This window comes from Actinoplanes sp. NPDC051859 (assembly GCF_044452725.1).
In the GTDB taxonomy this organism is placed as follows: domain Bacteria; phylum Actinomycetota; class Actinomycetes; order Mycobacteriales; family Micromonosporaceae; genus Actinoplanes.
Genome location: NZ_JBITBX010000006.1, coordinates 370,957 through 386,033, shown reverse-complemented (window position 1 = coordinate 386,033; position 15,077 = coordinate 370,957). Strand labels below are relative to the sequence as shown.

General features: G+C 70.4%; 14 protein-coding genes. 7 read left to right on the top strand and 7 right to left on the bottom strand.

Annotated features, from left to right (window positions below; all coding sequences use genetic code 11):
* Positions 1 to 93: 93 nt before the first annotated feature.
* Both ACIA1L_RS18420 and ACIA1L_RS18415 read left to right on the top strand, forming a co-directional pair.
* Positions 94 to 2,379 (top strand): putative bifunctional diguanylate cyclase/phosphodiesterase, encoded by a 2,286-nt coding sequence (locus tag ACIA1L_RS18420; RefSeq protein ID WP_396073964.1) that lies wholly within the window; start codon positions 94 to 96, stop codon positions 2,377 to 2,379.
* Between the two features lie 63 nt (positions 2,380 to 2,442).
* Positions 2,443 to 2,616, top strand: coding sequence for a CsbD family protein (locus ACIA1L_RS18415; RefSeq protein WP_396074082.1), 174 nt, complete (start codon positions 2,443 to 2,445; stop codon positions 2,614 to 2,616).
* 52 nt (positions 2,617 to 2,668) lie between these two features.
* Here ACIA1L_RS18415 and ACIA1L_RS18410 read toward each other — a convergent pair whose 3' ends face one another.
* Positions 2,669 to 3,313: a response regulator gene (locus ACIA1L_RS18410; protein ID WP_396073963.1), complete on the bottom strand. Its 645-nt coding sequence runs from the start codon at positions 3,311 to 3,313 to the stop codon at positions 2,669 to 2,671.
* Positions 3,314 to 3,340: 27 nt separating this feature from the next.
* A complete protein-coding gene (locus tag ACIA1L_RS18405) occupies positions 3,341 to 4,645 on the bottom strand; it encodes a sensor histidine kinase (RefSeq protein WP_396073961.1) in 1,305 nt (434 codons plus the stop codon).
* 126 nt (positions 4,646 to 4,771) lie between these two features.
* On the opposite strand from ACIA1L_RS18405, the gene ACIA1L_RS18400 reads away from it, so the two are divergent.
* Positions 4,772 to 5,896 carry a serine hydrolase domain-containing protein gene (locus tag ACIA1L_RS18400; protein ID WP_396073960.1) on the top strand — a complete coding sequence of 375 codons (1,125 nt, stop codon included), beginning with the start codon at positions 4,772 to 4,774 and terminating at the stop codon, positions 5,894 to 5,896.
* 72 nt (positions 5,897 to 5,968) lie between these two features.
* Here the strand turns inward: ACIA1L_RS18400 and ACIA1L_RS18395 are convergent, their stop codons facing one another.
* The 5 genes from ACIA1L_RS18395 to ACIA1L_RS18375 are packed head-to-tail and all read right to left on the bottom strand — an operon-like array spanning position 5,969 to position 10,547.
* Positions 5,969 to 7,159, bottom strand: coding sequence for an acyl-CoA reductase (locus ACIA1L_RS18395; protein ID WP_396073959.1), 1,191 nt, complete (start codon positions 7,157 to 7,159; stop codon positions 5,969 to 5,971).
* Positions 7,156 to 8,196 carry an acyl-protein synthetase gene (locus ACIA1L_RS18390; protein ID WP_396073957.1) on the bottom strand — a complete coding sequence of 347 codons (1,041 nt, stop codon included), beginning with the start codon at positions 8,194 to 8,196 and terminating at the stop codon, positions 7,156 to 7,158. Before ACIA1L_RS18390 ends, ACIA1L_RS18395 begins: the two co-directional genes overlap by 4 nt.
* Positions 8,193 to 9,524 carry an AMP-binding protein gene (locus ACIA1L_RS18385; RefSeq protein ID WP_396073956.1) on the bottom strand — a complete coding sequence of 444 codons (1,332 nt, stop codon included), beginning with the start codon at positions 9,522 to 9,524 and terminating at the stop codon, positions 8,193 to 8,195. The genes ACIA1L_RS18390 and ACIA1L_RS18385 overlap by 4 nt, the downstream gene beginning before the upstream one ends.
* Entirely contained in the window at positions 9,521 to 10,255 is a 735-nt protein-coding gene (locus tag ACIA1L_RS18380) for an SDR family NAD(P)-dependent oxidoreductase (RefSeq protein WP_396073954.1), read from the bottom strand. Before ACIA1L_RS18380 ends, ACIA1L_RS18385 begins: the two co-directional genes overlap by 4 nt.
* Complete coding sequence (locus ACIA1L_RS18375) at positions 10,248 to 10,547, bottom strand: acyl carrier protein (RefSeq protein WP_396073953.1); 300 nt, start codon at positions 10,545 to 10,547, stop codon at positions 10,248 to 10,250. Before ACIA1L_RS18375 ends, ACIA1L_RS18380 begins: the two co-directional genes overlap by 8 nt.
* Positions 10,548 to 10,668: 121 nt before the next feature.
* Here ACIA1L_RS18375 and pseB point away from each other — a divergent pair, with 121 nt between their 5' ends.
* From pseB to ACIA1L_RS18355, 4 genes are read left to right on the top strand one after another with little or no spacing between them, the layout of a single operon-like run.
* Entirely contained in the window at positions 10,669 to 11,649 is a 981-nt protein-coding gene (gene pseB, locus ACIA1L_RS18370; protein ID WP_396073951.1) for a UDP-N-acetylglucosamine 4,6-dehydratase (inverting), read from the top strand.
* Positions 11,649 to 12,773, top strand: a complete 1,125-nt coding sequence (locus ACIA1L_RS18365; protein ID WP_396074081.1) for a DegT/DnrJ/EryC1/StrS family aminotransferase — start codon at positions 11,649 to 11,651, stop codon at positions 12,771 to 12,773. The genes pseB and ACIA1L_RS18365 overlap by 1 nt, the downstream gene beginning before the upstream one ends.
* Before the next feature lie 4 nt (positions 12,774 to 12,777).
* A complete protein-coding gene (locus tag ACIA1L_RS18360) occupies positions 12,778 to 13,578 on the top strand; it encodes a hypothetical protein (protein WP_396073949.1) in 801 nt (266 codons plus the stop codon).
* Positions 13,575 to 15,074, top strand: a complete 1,500-nt coding sequence (locus ACIA1L_RS18355) for a hypothetical protein (RefSeq protein ID WP_396073947.1) — start codon at positions 13,575 to 13,577, stop codon at positions 15,072 to 15,074. The genes ACIA1L_RS18360 and ACIA1L_RS18355 overlap by 4 nt, the downstream gene beginning before the upstream one ends.
* Positions 15,075 to 15,077: the final 3 nt, after the last annotated feature.

The window sequence follows — 15,077 nt, the reverse complement described above, 5'->3', positions numbered from 1 at the left end:
ACGTCGGGGGTGAGGCGAGGCGCAAATTCTCACGCCCGGCGCGCCGCGACCGATGGAGGCGTTGTCGGAGCGCATATCTGGGGGGTAGGGACTGTGGGCACAACGGACCGGCTGCTACGCGCCTCAGGCGTCAGTGCGCTGGCGGCGGCCCTGTGGTTCCTGGTCAATCTGGTGCAGCCGGTGGGCCCGCGCTTCCTGCTCTGGGTGCCAGCGGTCGCCGGCGTCGGGCTCGTCATCGCCGGGTTCTGGCGTACGGCGCGGACCGAGACCCTCTCCGACACCACCCGGCGCTTCTGGGGTCACCTGACCGTTGCCGCGATCTTCATCGCCGTGGGCGTCGCCTCGCAGGCCGTCGACGTGCTGGCGCAAGAGCGGCCGCACGGGCCGCAGACCGGCCCGGTCATGCTGGTCACCTGCGGCATCGGCGTCCTCATCATCATGTACGCGCTGTTCCGACTCCCGCTGGACCGGCAGTCGCACGGCGAGCTGTTCCGGGTCGTGCTCGACGCCGGCACCCTGATGCTCGCTGCCGCCGTGTTCTTCTGGCACTTCTCCACCCGCGCGGCGCTGCGCGGCGGCGAGGAGAAGGACCTCTACCTGTCGCTGTTCGTCACGATCATCGCGCTGCTGGCCGTGTTCGCGGTGTCCAAGTTCGTGCTGTCCAGCCACGCCCACATCGCCAACGACGCGCTGCGGCTGCTCGCGGTCGCCATGTTCATCGGTGCCGTGGCACCGATGTTCCGCGCGCCGTTCGAGGCCGTCGACCCGCACCTGTTCCCGGACATGTGGGCCAACCCGGTCGTCTACTTCCTCGCCCTGCTGGCCGCCGCCAAGCAGCGCACGGCGCAGACCGGCAAGCGGCGTGGCGTGGCCGCACCCCGGCGCCGGACGTTCAGCTTGCTCCCCTACGTGGCCGTGGCCGCCGTCGACTCCCTGCTGATCTACGTCACCTGGACGGACGGCGAGGACGAGGCGATCATCGTCGGCTCCGCCGTGCTGCTCACCGCGCTCGTGGTGCTGCGCCAGCTCACCGCGTTCCGGGACAACAGCCGGCTGCTGGCCCGCCTGGACCACACCGCGACCCACGACGCCCTCACCGAGCTGCCGAACCGCATCCTGTTCCACGCCCGGCTGCAGAAGGCCCTGACCGCGGACGGCGACCGGCCGGTGGCGGTGGCGCTCATCGACCTCGACGACTTCAAAGAGGTCAACGACACCCTCGGGCACGAGGTCGGCGACCTGCTGCTGATCGGCGTCGCGAAGCGCCTGGAAGCCTGCGTACGGGTCGAGGACACGGTGGCCCGCCTCGGCGGCGACGAGTTCGTCGTGGTGCTGGACGACGCCGACCCGGCCGCCGCCGACCTGGCCGCCGACCGGATGATGCGCGCCCTGCAGCAGCCCGTCTACGCCGACGGCCACGAGCTGCCGATCCGCGCCAGCATCGGCATCGCCGACGGCCGCACCGGCGACCAGGCCTCCACCCTGCTGCGGCACGCCGACATCGCCATGTACGCGGCCAAGAACGTCCCCGGCACCGCCAGCCTGCACTACGAGCCGAGCATGTCGGTGACCGGCAACGACCTGGGCGCCGAGCTGCGGTACGCCATCGACAACGGCCAGCTCTTCCTGCTCTACCAGCCGATCGTGTCGCTGGACGACGGCCACATCATGGGCGCCGAGGCCCTCGTCCGCTGGGCCCACCCGGTCCGCGGCACCCTCGCACCGGACGCGTTCATCCCGGTCGCCGAGCGCACCGGCCTGATCGTCCCACTGGGGCACTGGGTGATGCGCACGTCGTTCGCCCAGCTCGCCGAGTGGAACGCCGAGCACGGCGACGCCTCCCCGCAGGTGCTCAACGTCAACGTGTCGGCCCGCGACCTGCGCGAGCCGGGCTTCGCCGAGCACGTGGCCGGGCTGCTCACCGAGTTCGACCTGAAGCCGGAGAGCGTGGTCCTGGAGATCACCGAGACGATGGCGCTGGAGCCGGGCCCGTCGGTCATCAACCTGCTTCGGCTGCGGGCCATGGGTGTACGCGTCTCGCTGGACGACTTCGGCACCGGCCACTCGACGCTGACGCTGCTGCACGACTGCCCGATCGACGAGATCAAGCTGGACCGCTCGTTCACCCAGTCGCAGGTCGACGACCGCCCGCCGGTGTCAGCCGCGGTGATCCACCTGGCGCAGGCGCTCGGCCTGCACGCGGTGGCCGAGGGCGTGGAGACGGCGGACCAGGCGGAGCAGCTGTTGTCGCTGGGCTACATCGCGGCGCAGGGCTACCACTTCGCTCGGCCGATGCCGCCGGCCCGGCTCAGCGAGCTGCTGGCTGCCAAGCGGTCCCTGATGCCGTCCGCTTCGGAGACTGTGCCGACGGCCGGATGATTGGGCGGCGCGCACCGGGGTATGGGAGCGGTCGTAGCCAACACCCCACCCCCGGAGGTCATCATGGGCGCCGACGACAAGATCGACAACAAGGCCGAAGAGCTGGGCGGCAAGGTCAAGGAGGGCGTCGGCAAGGCGACCGACAACGAGCGCCTCGAGGCCGAGGGTAAGGCCGACCAGACCAGCTCGAAGCTCAAGCAGGCCGGCGAGAACATCAAGGACGCCTTCAAGAGCTGATGTTTTCCGTACGCAGGAAAGGGCGGTTGCCGATGCGGCGGCCGCCCTTTCGTCAGCTCTGCAGGTAGGCGAGCACGGCCAGGACCCGGCGGTGCTGCTCGGTGTCCGGAGCCAGGTCGAGCTTCGTGAAGATGTTGCGGACGTGCTTCTCGACCGCGCCCTCGGTGACCACGATCTTGCGGGCGATGGCGGTGTTCGACCGGCCCTCTGCCATCAGACCCAGCACCTCGCGCTCCCGCGGGGTGAGGTTGCGCAACGGATCGTCCCGGCGGCGGCGGACCAGCAGCTGGCCGACCACTTCGGGGTCGAGCACCGTCGCGCCGTTCGCCACCCGGCGCAGCCCGTCCAGGAAGTCGGCGACTTCAGCGACCCGGTCCTTCAGCAGGTAACCCACCGCGCCCAACCGGTCGGCGAGCAGGTCGTCGGCGTATTCCACCTCGACGTACTGTGAAAGCACCAGAATCGGGCTGCCGGGCACCTGCTTGCGTGCCTCGACGGCCGCCCGGAGGCCCTCGTCGGTGTGTGTCGGCGGCATCCGAACGTCCACGATGGACACGTCTGGCTTGTGCCGGGCGATCGCGTCGACCAGCGCGGGACCGTCGCCGACAGCCGCGACGACGGTGCACCCGTTCTCTTCCACCAGCCTGACCAGGCCCTCGCGCAAGAGCACGGCATCGTCAGCAATCACCACCCGCATGCCGACGAGCCTAGCTAAGCCGCGCTCCTACAGCGGCAGAGCAACCGTCAGGGTGGTGCCGGCTCCCTCGGGGCTGCGGACATCCATGACGCCACCCGCGGCCTGGACCCGGTCGGCGAGGCCGGCGAGGCCGTGCCCCTTGGCGAGGCTCGCGCCGCCTACGCCGTCGTCGGCCACGGTGATCGTCAGGCCGGTCGGCTCCCGCCGCACGCTGACCTGCACCTCGGCCGCGTAGCTGTGCTTGGCGACGTTGGTCAGCGCCTCGGCTACCACGAAGTAGGCCGTCGTCTCCACCGCGGGCTCGAGCCGTTCCATCGGCGGAGCGTCCAGGTCCACGGGGATCGTGCACCGCCCGGCCAGCGCTGTCAGCGCCGCTTTCAGACCGCGGTCGACCAGGATCGGCGGGGCGATGCCGCGGGACAGGGCACGCAGCTCGTCCAGGGTTTCCCGGGTCTGGGCCAACGCCTCGGCGACCGTGGCGCGCGCCGCTTCCGGGTCGGTGCTGAACTGCTGCTCGGCGCGACCGAGATCCATCGCCAGCCGGACCAGGCGCTGCTGCGGCCCGTCGTGGATGTCGCGCTCCAGCCGGCGCAGCGCGGTGGCCTCGGCCGAAACGGCGGCTGCCTTCTGCGCCTGCGCGGTGTCACGGGCCGCTTCCGCCTCAGCGACCTGCTCGCGCAATTCGTTCACGCCGCTGAGCAGTGCCCGGGCAAACAGTCCCTCGAGCAGGGCCGAACCGCGCAGCACCGGGTACAACGTGCCGGCAAAGAAGAAGCCGATCGCCAGGTGGAAGATGATCCGGGTGCTCATCGCGTCGCCCAGGCCGAGCAGCTCGGGCAGGTCCGAGTTGTCCGGGCCGGTCGGGATCGACCACGCCCACAGCGGGTAGCTCAGCCCGCCGAGAGTCCCGGCCCACCAGGTCACCCCGAAACAGAACGCGATCGTGCTCGGGATGAAGCGCAGGACGCCGTGCAACAGGTCGAGCCAGGCCTGGCCGTCAGTCAGCGGCGTCACCATGCGGCGCACGGCACCCGCGCCGGCGGGCACCCGCTTGTAGGCGGGATGCGGCATCCGGCGGCCGATCACCGGGGCGATCCGCGCCCGCTCGACCGTCGCGAGGCCCCGGGCCAGCATGAGCGTGCCGATCAGGATCGGCAGCCCGACCCAGATGACCACGGTGCCGATACCCACGGCGAAACCGGTCACGCACAGGATGACAGCGACCAGACCGAGCGGGAACCCGAGCAGGATGTACTGGGTGTCCAGCCCGAGCTGCCGGAATACGCGGCGGGCCGGGCTGCGCGGCGCCGCGGGCGCGATCGTGGTGGTCATGTCCTAGAACTTAGGCAGCCGGGGCTCGCACGCCGATCCCGCCTGCCGCCGGATCGACGGTAGGGATAACCCCACCTCCGCCGCCACCTGGGGCGATTCGGCCTCGCAGCGGCCCGCCGGTGCGCGATGCTGGACGACGTGAAGGACTGGACCGACCTCCAGCAGCAGGTTCGGCGGCAGGCCGAGATCCTGGTCGGCTCCGGCCAGGAAATGGGCGTGCAGATCGCCGCCTATCTGCACGGGCAGCCGATCGTGAACGTCGTGGCGGGTGTGGCCGACGAGTTGACCGGCACCCCGGTCACCCCGGACACCACCTTTTTCAGCCCCTCGGTGGGCAAGGGCATCGCCAGCACCGCCGTCCACGTTCTCGCCGAGCGGAACCACCTGCACTATGACCAGCGCGTCGCGGATCTGTGGCCGGAGTATGCCCGGCACGGCAAGCAAGACACCACGCTGCGGCACATCCTGCTGCACGCGGCCGGGGTTCCGGAGCTCCCGTCGTACATGACGGCCGAGGAACTCCTGGACTGGGACCGGATGTGCCGGACGATCGCCGGGGCCACTCCGGCCTGGCCGCCGGGCACCCGACACGGCGTGCACGAGTGGACGTACGGCTGGCTGGTCGGCGAGGTGGTCCGCCGGGCCGCGAACCGGCCGATCAGCTGGGTGCTCGCCGAGGACATCGCCCGGCCCCTGCACGCCGACCGCGAGCTGTTCTTCGGCGTACCCCCGACGCAGTTGCACCGGGTGGCCCGGCTGAAGGACCGCAACTGGACCGCCGCGCAGGACCTGTCCAGCGCCACCCAGCCTAACCTCGCCAAAGTCGTGCCGTCCGACATCCGTCCCGGCCCGGCCCTCGGCAACCGCAAGGACATCCTCCGGGCGGACCTCCCCGCCGTGTCCACGGTGAGCGCCCGCGGCGTGGCCCGCATGTACGCCGCCCTGCTCGGCGAGGTCGACGGCGTCCGCCTCATCTCCGCGGACCGCCTGGACCTGATCAGCACGGTCGCCACCCAGGGCCCAGACTGGACCACCGGCGGCGACCTGCCCAAGACGTTGGGGTACCTGGTCCAGCCGGACTCAGGGCGGATCGGCTGGGGTGGCAACGGCTGCGGCCTGGCCGGCTTCTATCCCCGGCTGGGTCTGACGGTCGCGGCGACGAAGAACTACTTCGGGGTCAGCGACCCCGACCCGTTGGAAGCCTGCGCCACCCTGATCCACGACTCCGTGGCTGCCAGCAAGGTGCCCTGACCTGCAAGCCGTCCACACTGTATCGACGCACATCCCCGTGCCTGCCAGGTGCGGTACCTCATCGGCCCCGGGTCAGTAGGAAAGAGTGGTCAGTCGGGTGAACTCGGCCGGCAGGTCGTAGCCATCCCAGATCGCGCTGAAGGTCAGGGCCGCACCGAACGGGACGATCCGGTCGACGCCGCGCCCGGCCAGGTCCACGGCGAAGGCGCGCAGGTCGGCGGGGGCGAACCCGAAATGGCTGACCGTCTGGTCTTGCCGTTGCAGCCCGGGCACCAGCTCGCCGAGGCTGGTCACGTGCGCAAAGGGAAACGCGCCTGCACCGATCCACCGGCGCGGAGCGGCCGACGGATCATCCAGCGTCAGAGCAGTGATCTCGTTGCTGGGGAACGCCAGCCCGGTCGACGCTCCGGTGGCCGCGAGGCTGTAGGCGTGGACGCGCTTCTCCACCGCCATCGCCGCGTCGACAGTCCAGCCGCGCTGGGCGACGACGGCACTCAGCAAGGTCAGGAACTCGGCCCGCGCTTGTTCGGCTGCGGCCGGCGCACCGCCGACGAGGAACACCGTGCGGGGGGAGGAGCAGGCGGCCTGGTCGAACCAGTACGAGTCGTTGGCGAACCCGGTCACGGCGGCGGTCCGGGTGGCCGGGTCGGCGGCGTGCCAGCCGGGCACGGACAGTGCCGCCCAGGAGGTCCGGTCGGGGAACGTCAGGTCGCGAGCGGCGGGACCCAGCGGGTGGCGGCGGATCGCTTCCACGGCCGCATCCCCGCCCCAGATCACTCGCAGATCGCACCACGCGCTCAGGTTTGCGGTGAGTTGGTCGTCCCGGCCGTAGGTGACCATCCGCTGGGTACGCCCGATCACCGGGTCGGCGTCCGTGGCGTTCAGCGCTTCGAGGACGACGTCGGCGGCGCCGGCCGAGCGGGACGAGATCCGCACAACGTTGTGGTTACCGGCGAGCGCGGACAACGCCCACGAGTACACGAAAATGGTATCTACATTGGCTGGTGGGACATGGAAGACGTTGCCCCGTGGGAAGATCCAGGTGTTGTCGTCGCGGCGCATGCGGTCGACGACCCGGCTCAGCTCGGCGGGACGCAGGAAGTAGCCGAGCGAACCGAGCTCCGGATGACGCCGGGCAACCGCGGGTGCGAGCAGCCGCCGGGCGAATCGGCTCAGGAAGTCCACGACCCGCGGGTCGCCGACACTCAGGCGCTCGCCCGAGGGCGCGGTGAGCTCACCCGGGGCACCGAATCTGATCCTCATGATGCTGTCTCCCGGTAGGTGTCGCTGCACCCGCGGGCCTCAGCGCGGGGCAGCCGACCCAGCACGGAGAACCGCTTACCGGGCCAGTCGCCGTCGTCGATGCCGTCGAGAACGCCCAGGTCCTCGGTGAGCAGCACGTGCCCGGGGTACGAGGTGGGCAGCGTGCTCACCACCTCGATCAGGCCCGGCTCCCCCACCGGCTGCTCGGCCCAGGTGTGCGGATTGCGGATGACGACGTCAGCGAAGTCGGGGCAGTGCAGCGAGCCGCCGGACGGGCCTTCCAGGAAGACCGTGCCGATCTGCTCGACCATGCCGTAGAAGTTGTGCATCCGGGTCAGGCCGGTGTCGTCGCGCAGCCGCCGCCGGAACTCCGCGGGCGGTACGGCCTGGTCGACCAGCTTCTTCCAGCCGCCGGAGTGGACAAGGATGCCGTTGCTCAGGTCGAGCGCATGCTCCCGGGCGACCTCATACAGGTGCAGCCACACCAGGTAGGTGAAACCGAAGATCAGGAACGGCGCGTTGCCGTGCTTCGCCAGAAATTCGCGCAGCGCCGCGACATCCGGCTGGCCGTCGGGGTCGAGCGTCCACGCGTGGTCCCGGCCGAAGGTCGCCATGCCGAGCACCCCGGCGCCGCGGGCGCTGAACGAGCGGCGGTCCTTCAGGATGCCCCGAGAGTCGGCGAGGATCATCGGCAGCCGCTGCGGGCCGAGCACGCTGTGCAGCGTGGCAGCGAGGTGCCGCGTCTGTGCTGCCGCCGCGGCCTTGTCGAGGAAGATCCGGCTCACGTCGCCGGTCGTGCCGCTGGAGGTCAGCACCTTGAAGACCTCGTTGTCCGGCACGCTCTTCAGTGCCAAGTTCTTGAAGAGGCGTACGGGCAGCCACGGCAACTCCGCCACGGTCTGCGCGGAGGTGAAGCCCTGAGCGGCAAGGATCCGGTCGTATTCGATGCAGTGCGCCCGGTGGTGTTCGGTGAGTTCGGCAAGCTCCTTGAGCAGCCTGGCTTCCCGTTCCTCCTGCGACAGAGTAAAGACACTCACACCAAAGCCTCCAGGGACCGGTAGTCGATCTTGCCGGTGGGCAAGAGCGGCAGGGCGTCGATGCCGCGGACGTCGAGGCCGGTGAAGTGGGTGTCGAGGAAGCCCGCGAGCTCGCCGCGGACCGAACGGGCCAGGGCCGCGTCGGCGCCTTCGACGAACACGTGCAGCTTGTCGTCGCCGGCAACCGCGGCAACAGCGCCGTGTGCGGCGAGGGTGCGTTCGACGTCGTCCAGGTTCACCCGGACACCGAACACTTTGCCGATCCGTTTGCGCCGGCCGGTGAGGAACAGGAAGCCCTCGTCGTCCAGGTGGCCCAGGTCGCCGGTGCGCAGGACGCCACCCAGGTCGTCGCCGCGGGCCAGATCGGCGGCGCTGTCGGCGTACCCGAGCATGACGTTTGGTCCTTTGTAGACAATCTCGCCGCCAGCGATCGAGAGTGACCCACCGGGGATGGGCAGGCCGGCGGAGCCGAGCTTGTCGGCGATCCGGTCGCTGGGGAGGACGGTCATGCGGGCGGTCGCTTCGGTCTGGCCGTACATGATGAAGAGCCGGCCGTCGACGGCGGCCATGCGCTGCGCGAAGTCCTCGACCAGCTCGGGTCGCAGTCGCCCGCCGGCCTGGGTGAGGGTACGCAGGCTTGGGTACACGGCCGGGTCGAACCGCAGCCGCCGCAACATCTCGTATTGATACGGCACCGCCGCCAGCGACGTGACGCCGTGCGTCTGCACCGCTGACCAGAAATCGCGTTGGAGCATGCCGCCGCGTTCCAGCACCACGGTCGCACCACGCAGCAGGTGGCTGTTCAGCACCGACAGGCCGTACGTGTAGAAGAGCGGCAGTGTCGTCGGCGCGACGTCGGCGGCGGTGATGCCCAGGCTTTCGCCGATCGCCGCCGCGTTGGCTTCGACGGCCGTGCGGGACAACCGAACCAGTTTCGGGTCGCCGGTCGAGCCGCTGGTGGTGAGCAGCAGAGCCAGCTCGGGGTGCGGCACCACCGCTGGCGTCTCGCGGATCCACGTGTCCGCCTCGGCGCGGTAGCCGGTCGGCGGCTCGGTGCTGACCCCGGTGACCTGGATCGGCTCGAACCGGGTGACCAAGGCGAGCAGGGCCGACCGGTCGATGCCGGGGTCGAGCAGGGCGATCGGCCGCTGCGCGGCGAGTGCGCCGAGGTAACGCGCAACCGCACCGACCTCGGTCGAAGTCAGCGCGAGGACGATGCCCGGCGGCAACGCCGCAAAGGCAGCCGCCGCGGCGTCGACCTGGCTGGTCTGCAGAACCTCGCCGGTGGCGGCGTCGACCACGCGGGCGCCCGGATGGAGCAGGTTCACAGCACGAGTCCTCCGTCGACGCCGAGCACCTGCCCGGTCACGAACCGGGCCTGCTCGGACAGCAGGAAAGCGACGACGTCGGCAACGTCGTCGGCTTCACCGAGCCGGCCGAGGGCGGTATCGGCGATCCGCCGGGCCCGGCCGTCGTCGTCGAGCGTGTCCAGCATGTCCGTGGCGATGAAGCCGGGCGCCACCGCGTTGACCCGGATGCCGCGCGGCCCGAGCTCCTTGGCGGCCGAGCGGGCGAGCCCGCTGACCGCGGCCTTCGACGCGGCATAGACAGCCTGACCCGCGATGCCTTCCGTGCCGGTGATCGAGGAGAGCAGCACCACCGCGGGTTGGTCACCCCGACGGAGCAGCCGCAGGCTTTCCTGCAAGGTGTACGCCGCGCCCGCCGCGTTGACGGCGAAGAGCCGCTGCACGGTCGCGGGGTCGGTCATGCCGAGCATGCCGCCGGCGTGGATCCCCGCGTTGACCACGAGCGCGTCGAGCCGCTTGAACCGTTCGAAGGCGATCCGCACCAGCGTCCGGCTGGTCTCCGGTTCGGCGATGTCGCCGTGGGCCGGTACGACGGTGCCGCCGTGCTTGGCGGCGAGCTCGGCAGCAGTTTCGGCGATCGCCTCGGGGCGCAGGCCGTGCACGACGAGGTCGTGTCCCTGCTCGGCGAGTTTGTGGGCGGTCGCGCGGCCGATGCCCCGGGAGGCACCGGTCACCAGCGCGACCCTAGGCATCGAAGTCCACCCCGTATTTACCTAGAATTCGCATCGCCTCACCGAAGCTGGACAGGTTGATGACGTCATCGGTGTCGATCATTACCGAGAATTCATCTTCAATGGCCGCAATGAGCGACATGTGCGCCAGCGAATCCCACTTGTCGTTGTCCTGGTAGTGCAGGTCGTCGACGGGCGCATCCGGTGGCAGGTCCAGTGAAGTGCGGAAAGTCTCCCGCAACCTGTTCAGCTCAATCACGTCGCCCACCATGCCGGAGCCGGCGCGACCGGGCGACAAATCGAAGCTGAACACCGCGTGAATAGCCCCTGGCAATTGTCGCGACCACTGGAATCAACGGCGTACGCGGTTATGCTCCGCTGGCGTTCGTTCGCACATTCCCCCTCGCCCGTGACACCCCCGGGAGCAATCACCCATGAGCGTCTTGAGTGGATCGTCGATCCTGGTCACCGGTGCGACCGGCTCGTTCGGCCGGGCCTTTCTCGGCCACGCACTGACCCACCTCGACCCGCAGCGCATCGTCGTGTTCAGCCGCGACGAGCTGAAGCAGTACGAGGTCCGCCAGATGTTCGGCGACGACCCGCGGCTGCGTTTCTTCCTGGGCGACATCCGCGACAAGGCGCGGCTGGACCGGGCCATGCACGGCGTGGACCACGTGGTCCACGCGGCGGCCCTGAAGCAGGTCGACACCGCCGAGTACAACCCGTCGGAGTTCGTGGCGACGAACATCAACGGCTCGCAGAACGTCATCGACGCCGCGATCAGCGCGGGGGTGCAGCGGGTCGTCGCCCTCTCCACCGACAAGGCGTCCAGCCCGGTCAACCTGTACGGCGCCACGAAACTGGTCGCCGACAAGCTGTTCATCGCGGGCAACCACTACGCCGCCACCCACCCGACCCGGTTCGCGGTCGTGCGCTACGGCAACGTGATGGGCAGCCGCGGCTCGGTGGTGCCGTTCTTCCGCAAGCTCAACGCCGAAGGCAAGAGCCTGCCGATCACCGACAAGCGGATGACCCGCTTCTGGATCACCCTCGACCAGGCGGTCCGGTTCGTCGTCGACTCGTTCGACGTCATGCAGGGCGGTGAGCTGTTCGTGCCGCGCATCCCCAGCATGCGCATCCATGACCTCGTCGAGGCGGTCGCGCCGGACGCGCCCACGCACGAGACCGGCATCCGGCCCGGCGAGAAGCTGCACGAGGAAATGATCGCCGCCGACGACAGCCGGCGGACGCTGCGTTTCCCCGACCGCTACGTGGTCCAGCCGGTCGTCGCAAGCTGGGGCTACCGGACCCCCGCGGGCGGCGAGGCGGTCGCCGACGGCTTCAACTACCGGTCCGACAACAACGACCTGTGGCTGGAGGTCGACGAGATGCGCGACCTCATCGGAGACAAATGATGCTTCCGTACGGGCGGCAGAACGTCACCGACGCCGACCTCGAGGCGGTCTCGGCGGCGCTGCGCAGCGACTGGCTCACCACCGGCCCGCGCGTCGACGATTTCGAGCGGGACCTCGCCGCGGTCGCGGGCACGGGGTGCGTGGCGGTCAGCAGCGGCACCGCGGCCCTGCACACCGCTTACGCCGCCGCGGGCATCGGCCCCGGCGCCGAGGTGATCACCACCCCGATGACGTTCTACGCCACCGCGGGCACGGCCTCGATGCTCGGCGCGACAGTGGTCTTCGCCGACGTCGAGGAGGACACCGCCAACCTCGACCCGTACGCCGTCGAGGCGGCGGTGACCTCGCGGACCCGGGCGATCGCGGCGGTGGACTACGCCGGACATCCCGCCGAGTACGACGCGCTGCGCAAAGTGGCGGACAGTGTCGACGCCGTGCTGATCGCGGACGCGGCGCACGCGATCGGGTCGGCGTACCGGGGCCGACCGGTCGGCTCGCTCGCCGACCTGACCACGTTCTCGTTCTTCCCCACCAAGAACCTGACCACCGGCGAGGGCGGCGCGGTCGCCTCGACCGATCCTGAACTGCTGCGTCGGGCCCGGGAGTTCCGCACGGTCGGGCTGGTCCGCGACCGGTCCCGGATGCGTTACCCGGACGAGGGCGCCTGGCATCAGGAGGTCCACGAGTTCGGGCTGAACTATCGGCTGCCCGATGTGCTGTGCGCGCTGGGCAGCTCCCAGTTGCGGCGGCTGGCCGCGTTCAAGGCCCGGCGGGCATGGCTCAGCGCCCGCTACGACGAGTTGCTCGCGGGAGTGCCGGGGCTGCGGCTGCCGGTGACGCGGGCGCACGTCGATCCGATGCGGCACCTCTATCCCGTACGCATCCTCGACGGTCGGCGCCGTGAGGTGTTCGACCGGATGCGCGCGGCCGGCATCGGGGTGCAGGTCAATTACATCCCGGTGTACTGGCACCCGGTCTACGAAGACCTCGGCTATCGGCGGGGCATGTGCCCGAACACGGAGGCCTTCTACGCCGAGGAACTGTCGCTGCCGTTGTTCCACGATCTCAGCGATGGCGACCAGGAACGCGTGGTCGAGACGCTGCGGACCGTACTGGAGAGCTGAGACCGTGCACCACGGGAACCACTTCTACGGCCACGCGCACATTCTGGCCGCGTACTGCGGGCTGGGCACCGATCCGCCCCGCATCAACGGGTACGTGCAGCACGGCTGGAACGTCGTGGACGGACTGGGGGCGGGCACGCCGTACGTGTCCGGCCGCCCGATCTTCGTCTGGTCGGAGCAGACCCGGCGCCGCGCCTGGTCTCTGGGCCGCCGGTACGCGACCACGATCGGGGCCCCGTTCCAGTACCTGCTGGCGATGGAACCGGATGAGGCGACACCGCGCGAGGGCACGATCTGGTACCCGTTCCACGGCTGGGAAGGTCAGCACGTCGCCGGCAATCACCAGCGCCTGATCGACGAGATCCGGGCGACCGAGGACGGCCCGATCACCTTCTGCCTGTACTGGCACGAGTTCCGCGACGACCGCATCCGGCGGCGCTACGAGCGGGCCGGGCGGGTGATCTGCCACGGCTATCGCGGCCTGCACTGGCACGACACGAACACCCGGTTCCTCTACCAGCAGCTCGCCGAGCTGCGTCAGCATCGCCGCGTTGCCGCCAACCGACTGAGCAGCGCGGTCCTCTACGGCGCGGCGGCCGGCTGTGAGCCCGCCGTCTACGGCGACCCGATGCAGCTAGCCGGCGAGGATCGCGCGACGGCCGGGCGCATCCGTCGCCAGTGGCCGGAACTGCACGGCACTCATCCCGATCCCGTGTCGGCCCGCGCCTCGGCCCAGGCCGAGCTGGGCGCCGACGTCCTCGCCTCCCCCGCCGAACTCCGCGCCACCCTGGGCTGGTCGCGATGACACTCCGATTCATCGGTGGCGAGATGGCCGGCTGGTCCGACCCAGCGCCCGCCGGCGGTGCCACATACCGCTGTCTCGTCCGCGCATTGCATCCTTTGCTCACCGCGGGCTCCCGGGTGCTCGTCGCCGGCCCACACCAGCCCGAGCTGATCGCGGCCCTGCCCGCAGCCGCGGACGTGACGTGTCTGATCCGCGGCGACCGCGACGCCAAAGCACTGCCACCCGACCGCAGCAATGTCCTGTGTGGATCTGTTGCCGAGCTGACCGATTCGTTCGACGTCATCATCGCCCTCGACGGGGTAGCCCGGCTGTGCACGGTCGAAGGGCCGCAGTACCGCTGGACCGAGAGCCTGCAGGTCTTGCGCCGGCTGATCCGGCCCGGTGGCGTACTGCTGCTCGCCGTGGAAAACGAGCTGGGTGTGCACCGGCTTGTCGATCGCCGCCCCGCCACTTCGGCACCCCAGGACGCTGACTGGCATCCCCTCGGCGACTACGACACCAAGCCGAGCAGCCCCGCCCGGCTTCGCGAGCACCTCGCCGCGGCAGGGCTCACTGCCTCCTGGCTGTCCACCGCCTGGCCGCTGCCCGCCACCCCCACGGTCCTCGTGGCCGAACCGGCACTGCGGACCGACGCGGCTGATCCGGCCGGCACGACGGGCGCCCTCGCCGCCACCGTGTCCGCCGCGACGGGCGCCGCCTTCGCCGGGCTCCCGGTCCTCAGCGATCCCCGGCGCCTCGCCGCCGCGGCAGTCCGCGGCGGAATCGGCCCCGAGCTGGCACCCGCTCTGGTGGTGCTCGCCTTCCACGGCCCCGCGCAGACCGTGACCCTGCCGACCGTACTCGTCGGCGACGGGCCGCCAGCCGCGTTACCGCCAGGCCGGATGTTGGAGGAGCTGCTGATCGGCGCCTGCCTCCGGCATGACCTGCCGACGATCCGGCGACTGCTGTCGGAATGGACTACCCGGCAGCCCGCGGCCACTGCCGACAACGTGCTGGTCGACGGCGACGCGTTCGCCGTGCTCGACCCGACCCGACCCGAACTCACGCCGGAGGCGGCGGTCCGGCGGTTCGCCGCGACGCTCCTCGAAGGCGGCTACGAGCATCCCTGGCCCGCCACGGACGACCTGGCAGCGATCCTGCTGGCGGCCGCCGGACTCGACCCTGCGCCATCCGGCGGACCCGCTCCCGTCCCCCATTCGTTGCGTGAGAACGGCGACCCGCTGCCTGTCCCGCATTCGTTGCGTGAGAAAGGCGACCCGCTGCCTGTTCCGCATTCGTTGCGCGAGCAAGGCGAACGGCTGCGGCGGCTGGAAGTGCAGCTCGCGGACTCGACCGCGCAACTACGACAGGTCGAGGCCGAGCTGACCGAGCGAGACGGCGAACTGCGCCGGGCCCGGCTGCAGATCGACCTGTTCCGCGACCGGGCCAGCTACCGCCTCGTCACGTTCGGGGTGCGCGCCGCCCGCAAGGCTTTCCGAACCCTCCGGCACCGATAGGAC

Excerpts from the sequence above, each read along its gene's own strand:
- ACIA1L_RS18415 (WP_396074082.1), top strand. The coding sequence starts at position 2,443 with ATGGGCGCCGACGACAAGATCGACAACAAGGCCGAAGAGCTGGGCGGC.
- ACIA1L_RS18410 (WP_396073963.1), bottom strand. The coding sequence starts at position 3,313 with ATGCGGGTGGTGATTGCTGACGATGCCGTGCTCTTGCGCGAGGGCCTG.
- ACIA1L_RS18405 (WP_396073961.1), bottom strand. The coding sequence starts at position 4,645 with ATGACCACCACGATCGCGCCCGCGGCGCCGCGCAGCCCGGCCCGCCGC.
- ACIA1L_RS18400 (WP_396073960.1), top strand. The coding sequence starts at position 4,772 with ATGCTGGACGACGTGAAGGACTGGACCGACCTCCAGCAGCAGGTTCGG.
- ACIA1L_RS18395 (WP_396073959.1), bottom strand. The coding sequence starts at position 7,159 with ATGAGGATCAGATTCGGTGCCCCGGGTGAGCTCACCGCGCCCTCGGGC.
- ACIA1L_RS18380 (WP_396073954.1), bottom strand. The coding sequence starts at position 10,255 with ATGCCTAGGGTCGCGCTGGTGACCGGTGCCTCCCGGGGCATCGGCCGC.
- pseB (WP_396073951.1), top strand. The coding sequence starts at position 10,669 with ATGAGCGTCTTGAGTGGATCGTCGATCCTGGTCACCGGTGCGACCGGC.
- ACIA1L_RS18365 (WP_396074081.1), top strand. The coding sequence starts at position 11,649 with ATGCTTCCGTACGGGCGGCAGAACGTCACCGACGCCGACCTCGAGGCG.
- ACIA1L_RS18355 (WP_396073947.1), top strand. The coding sequence starts at position 13,575 with ATGACACTCCGATTCATCGGTGGCGAGATGGCCGGCTGGTCCGACCCA.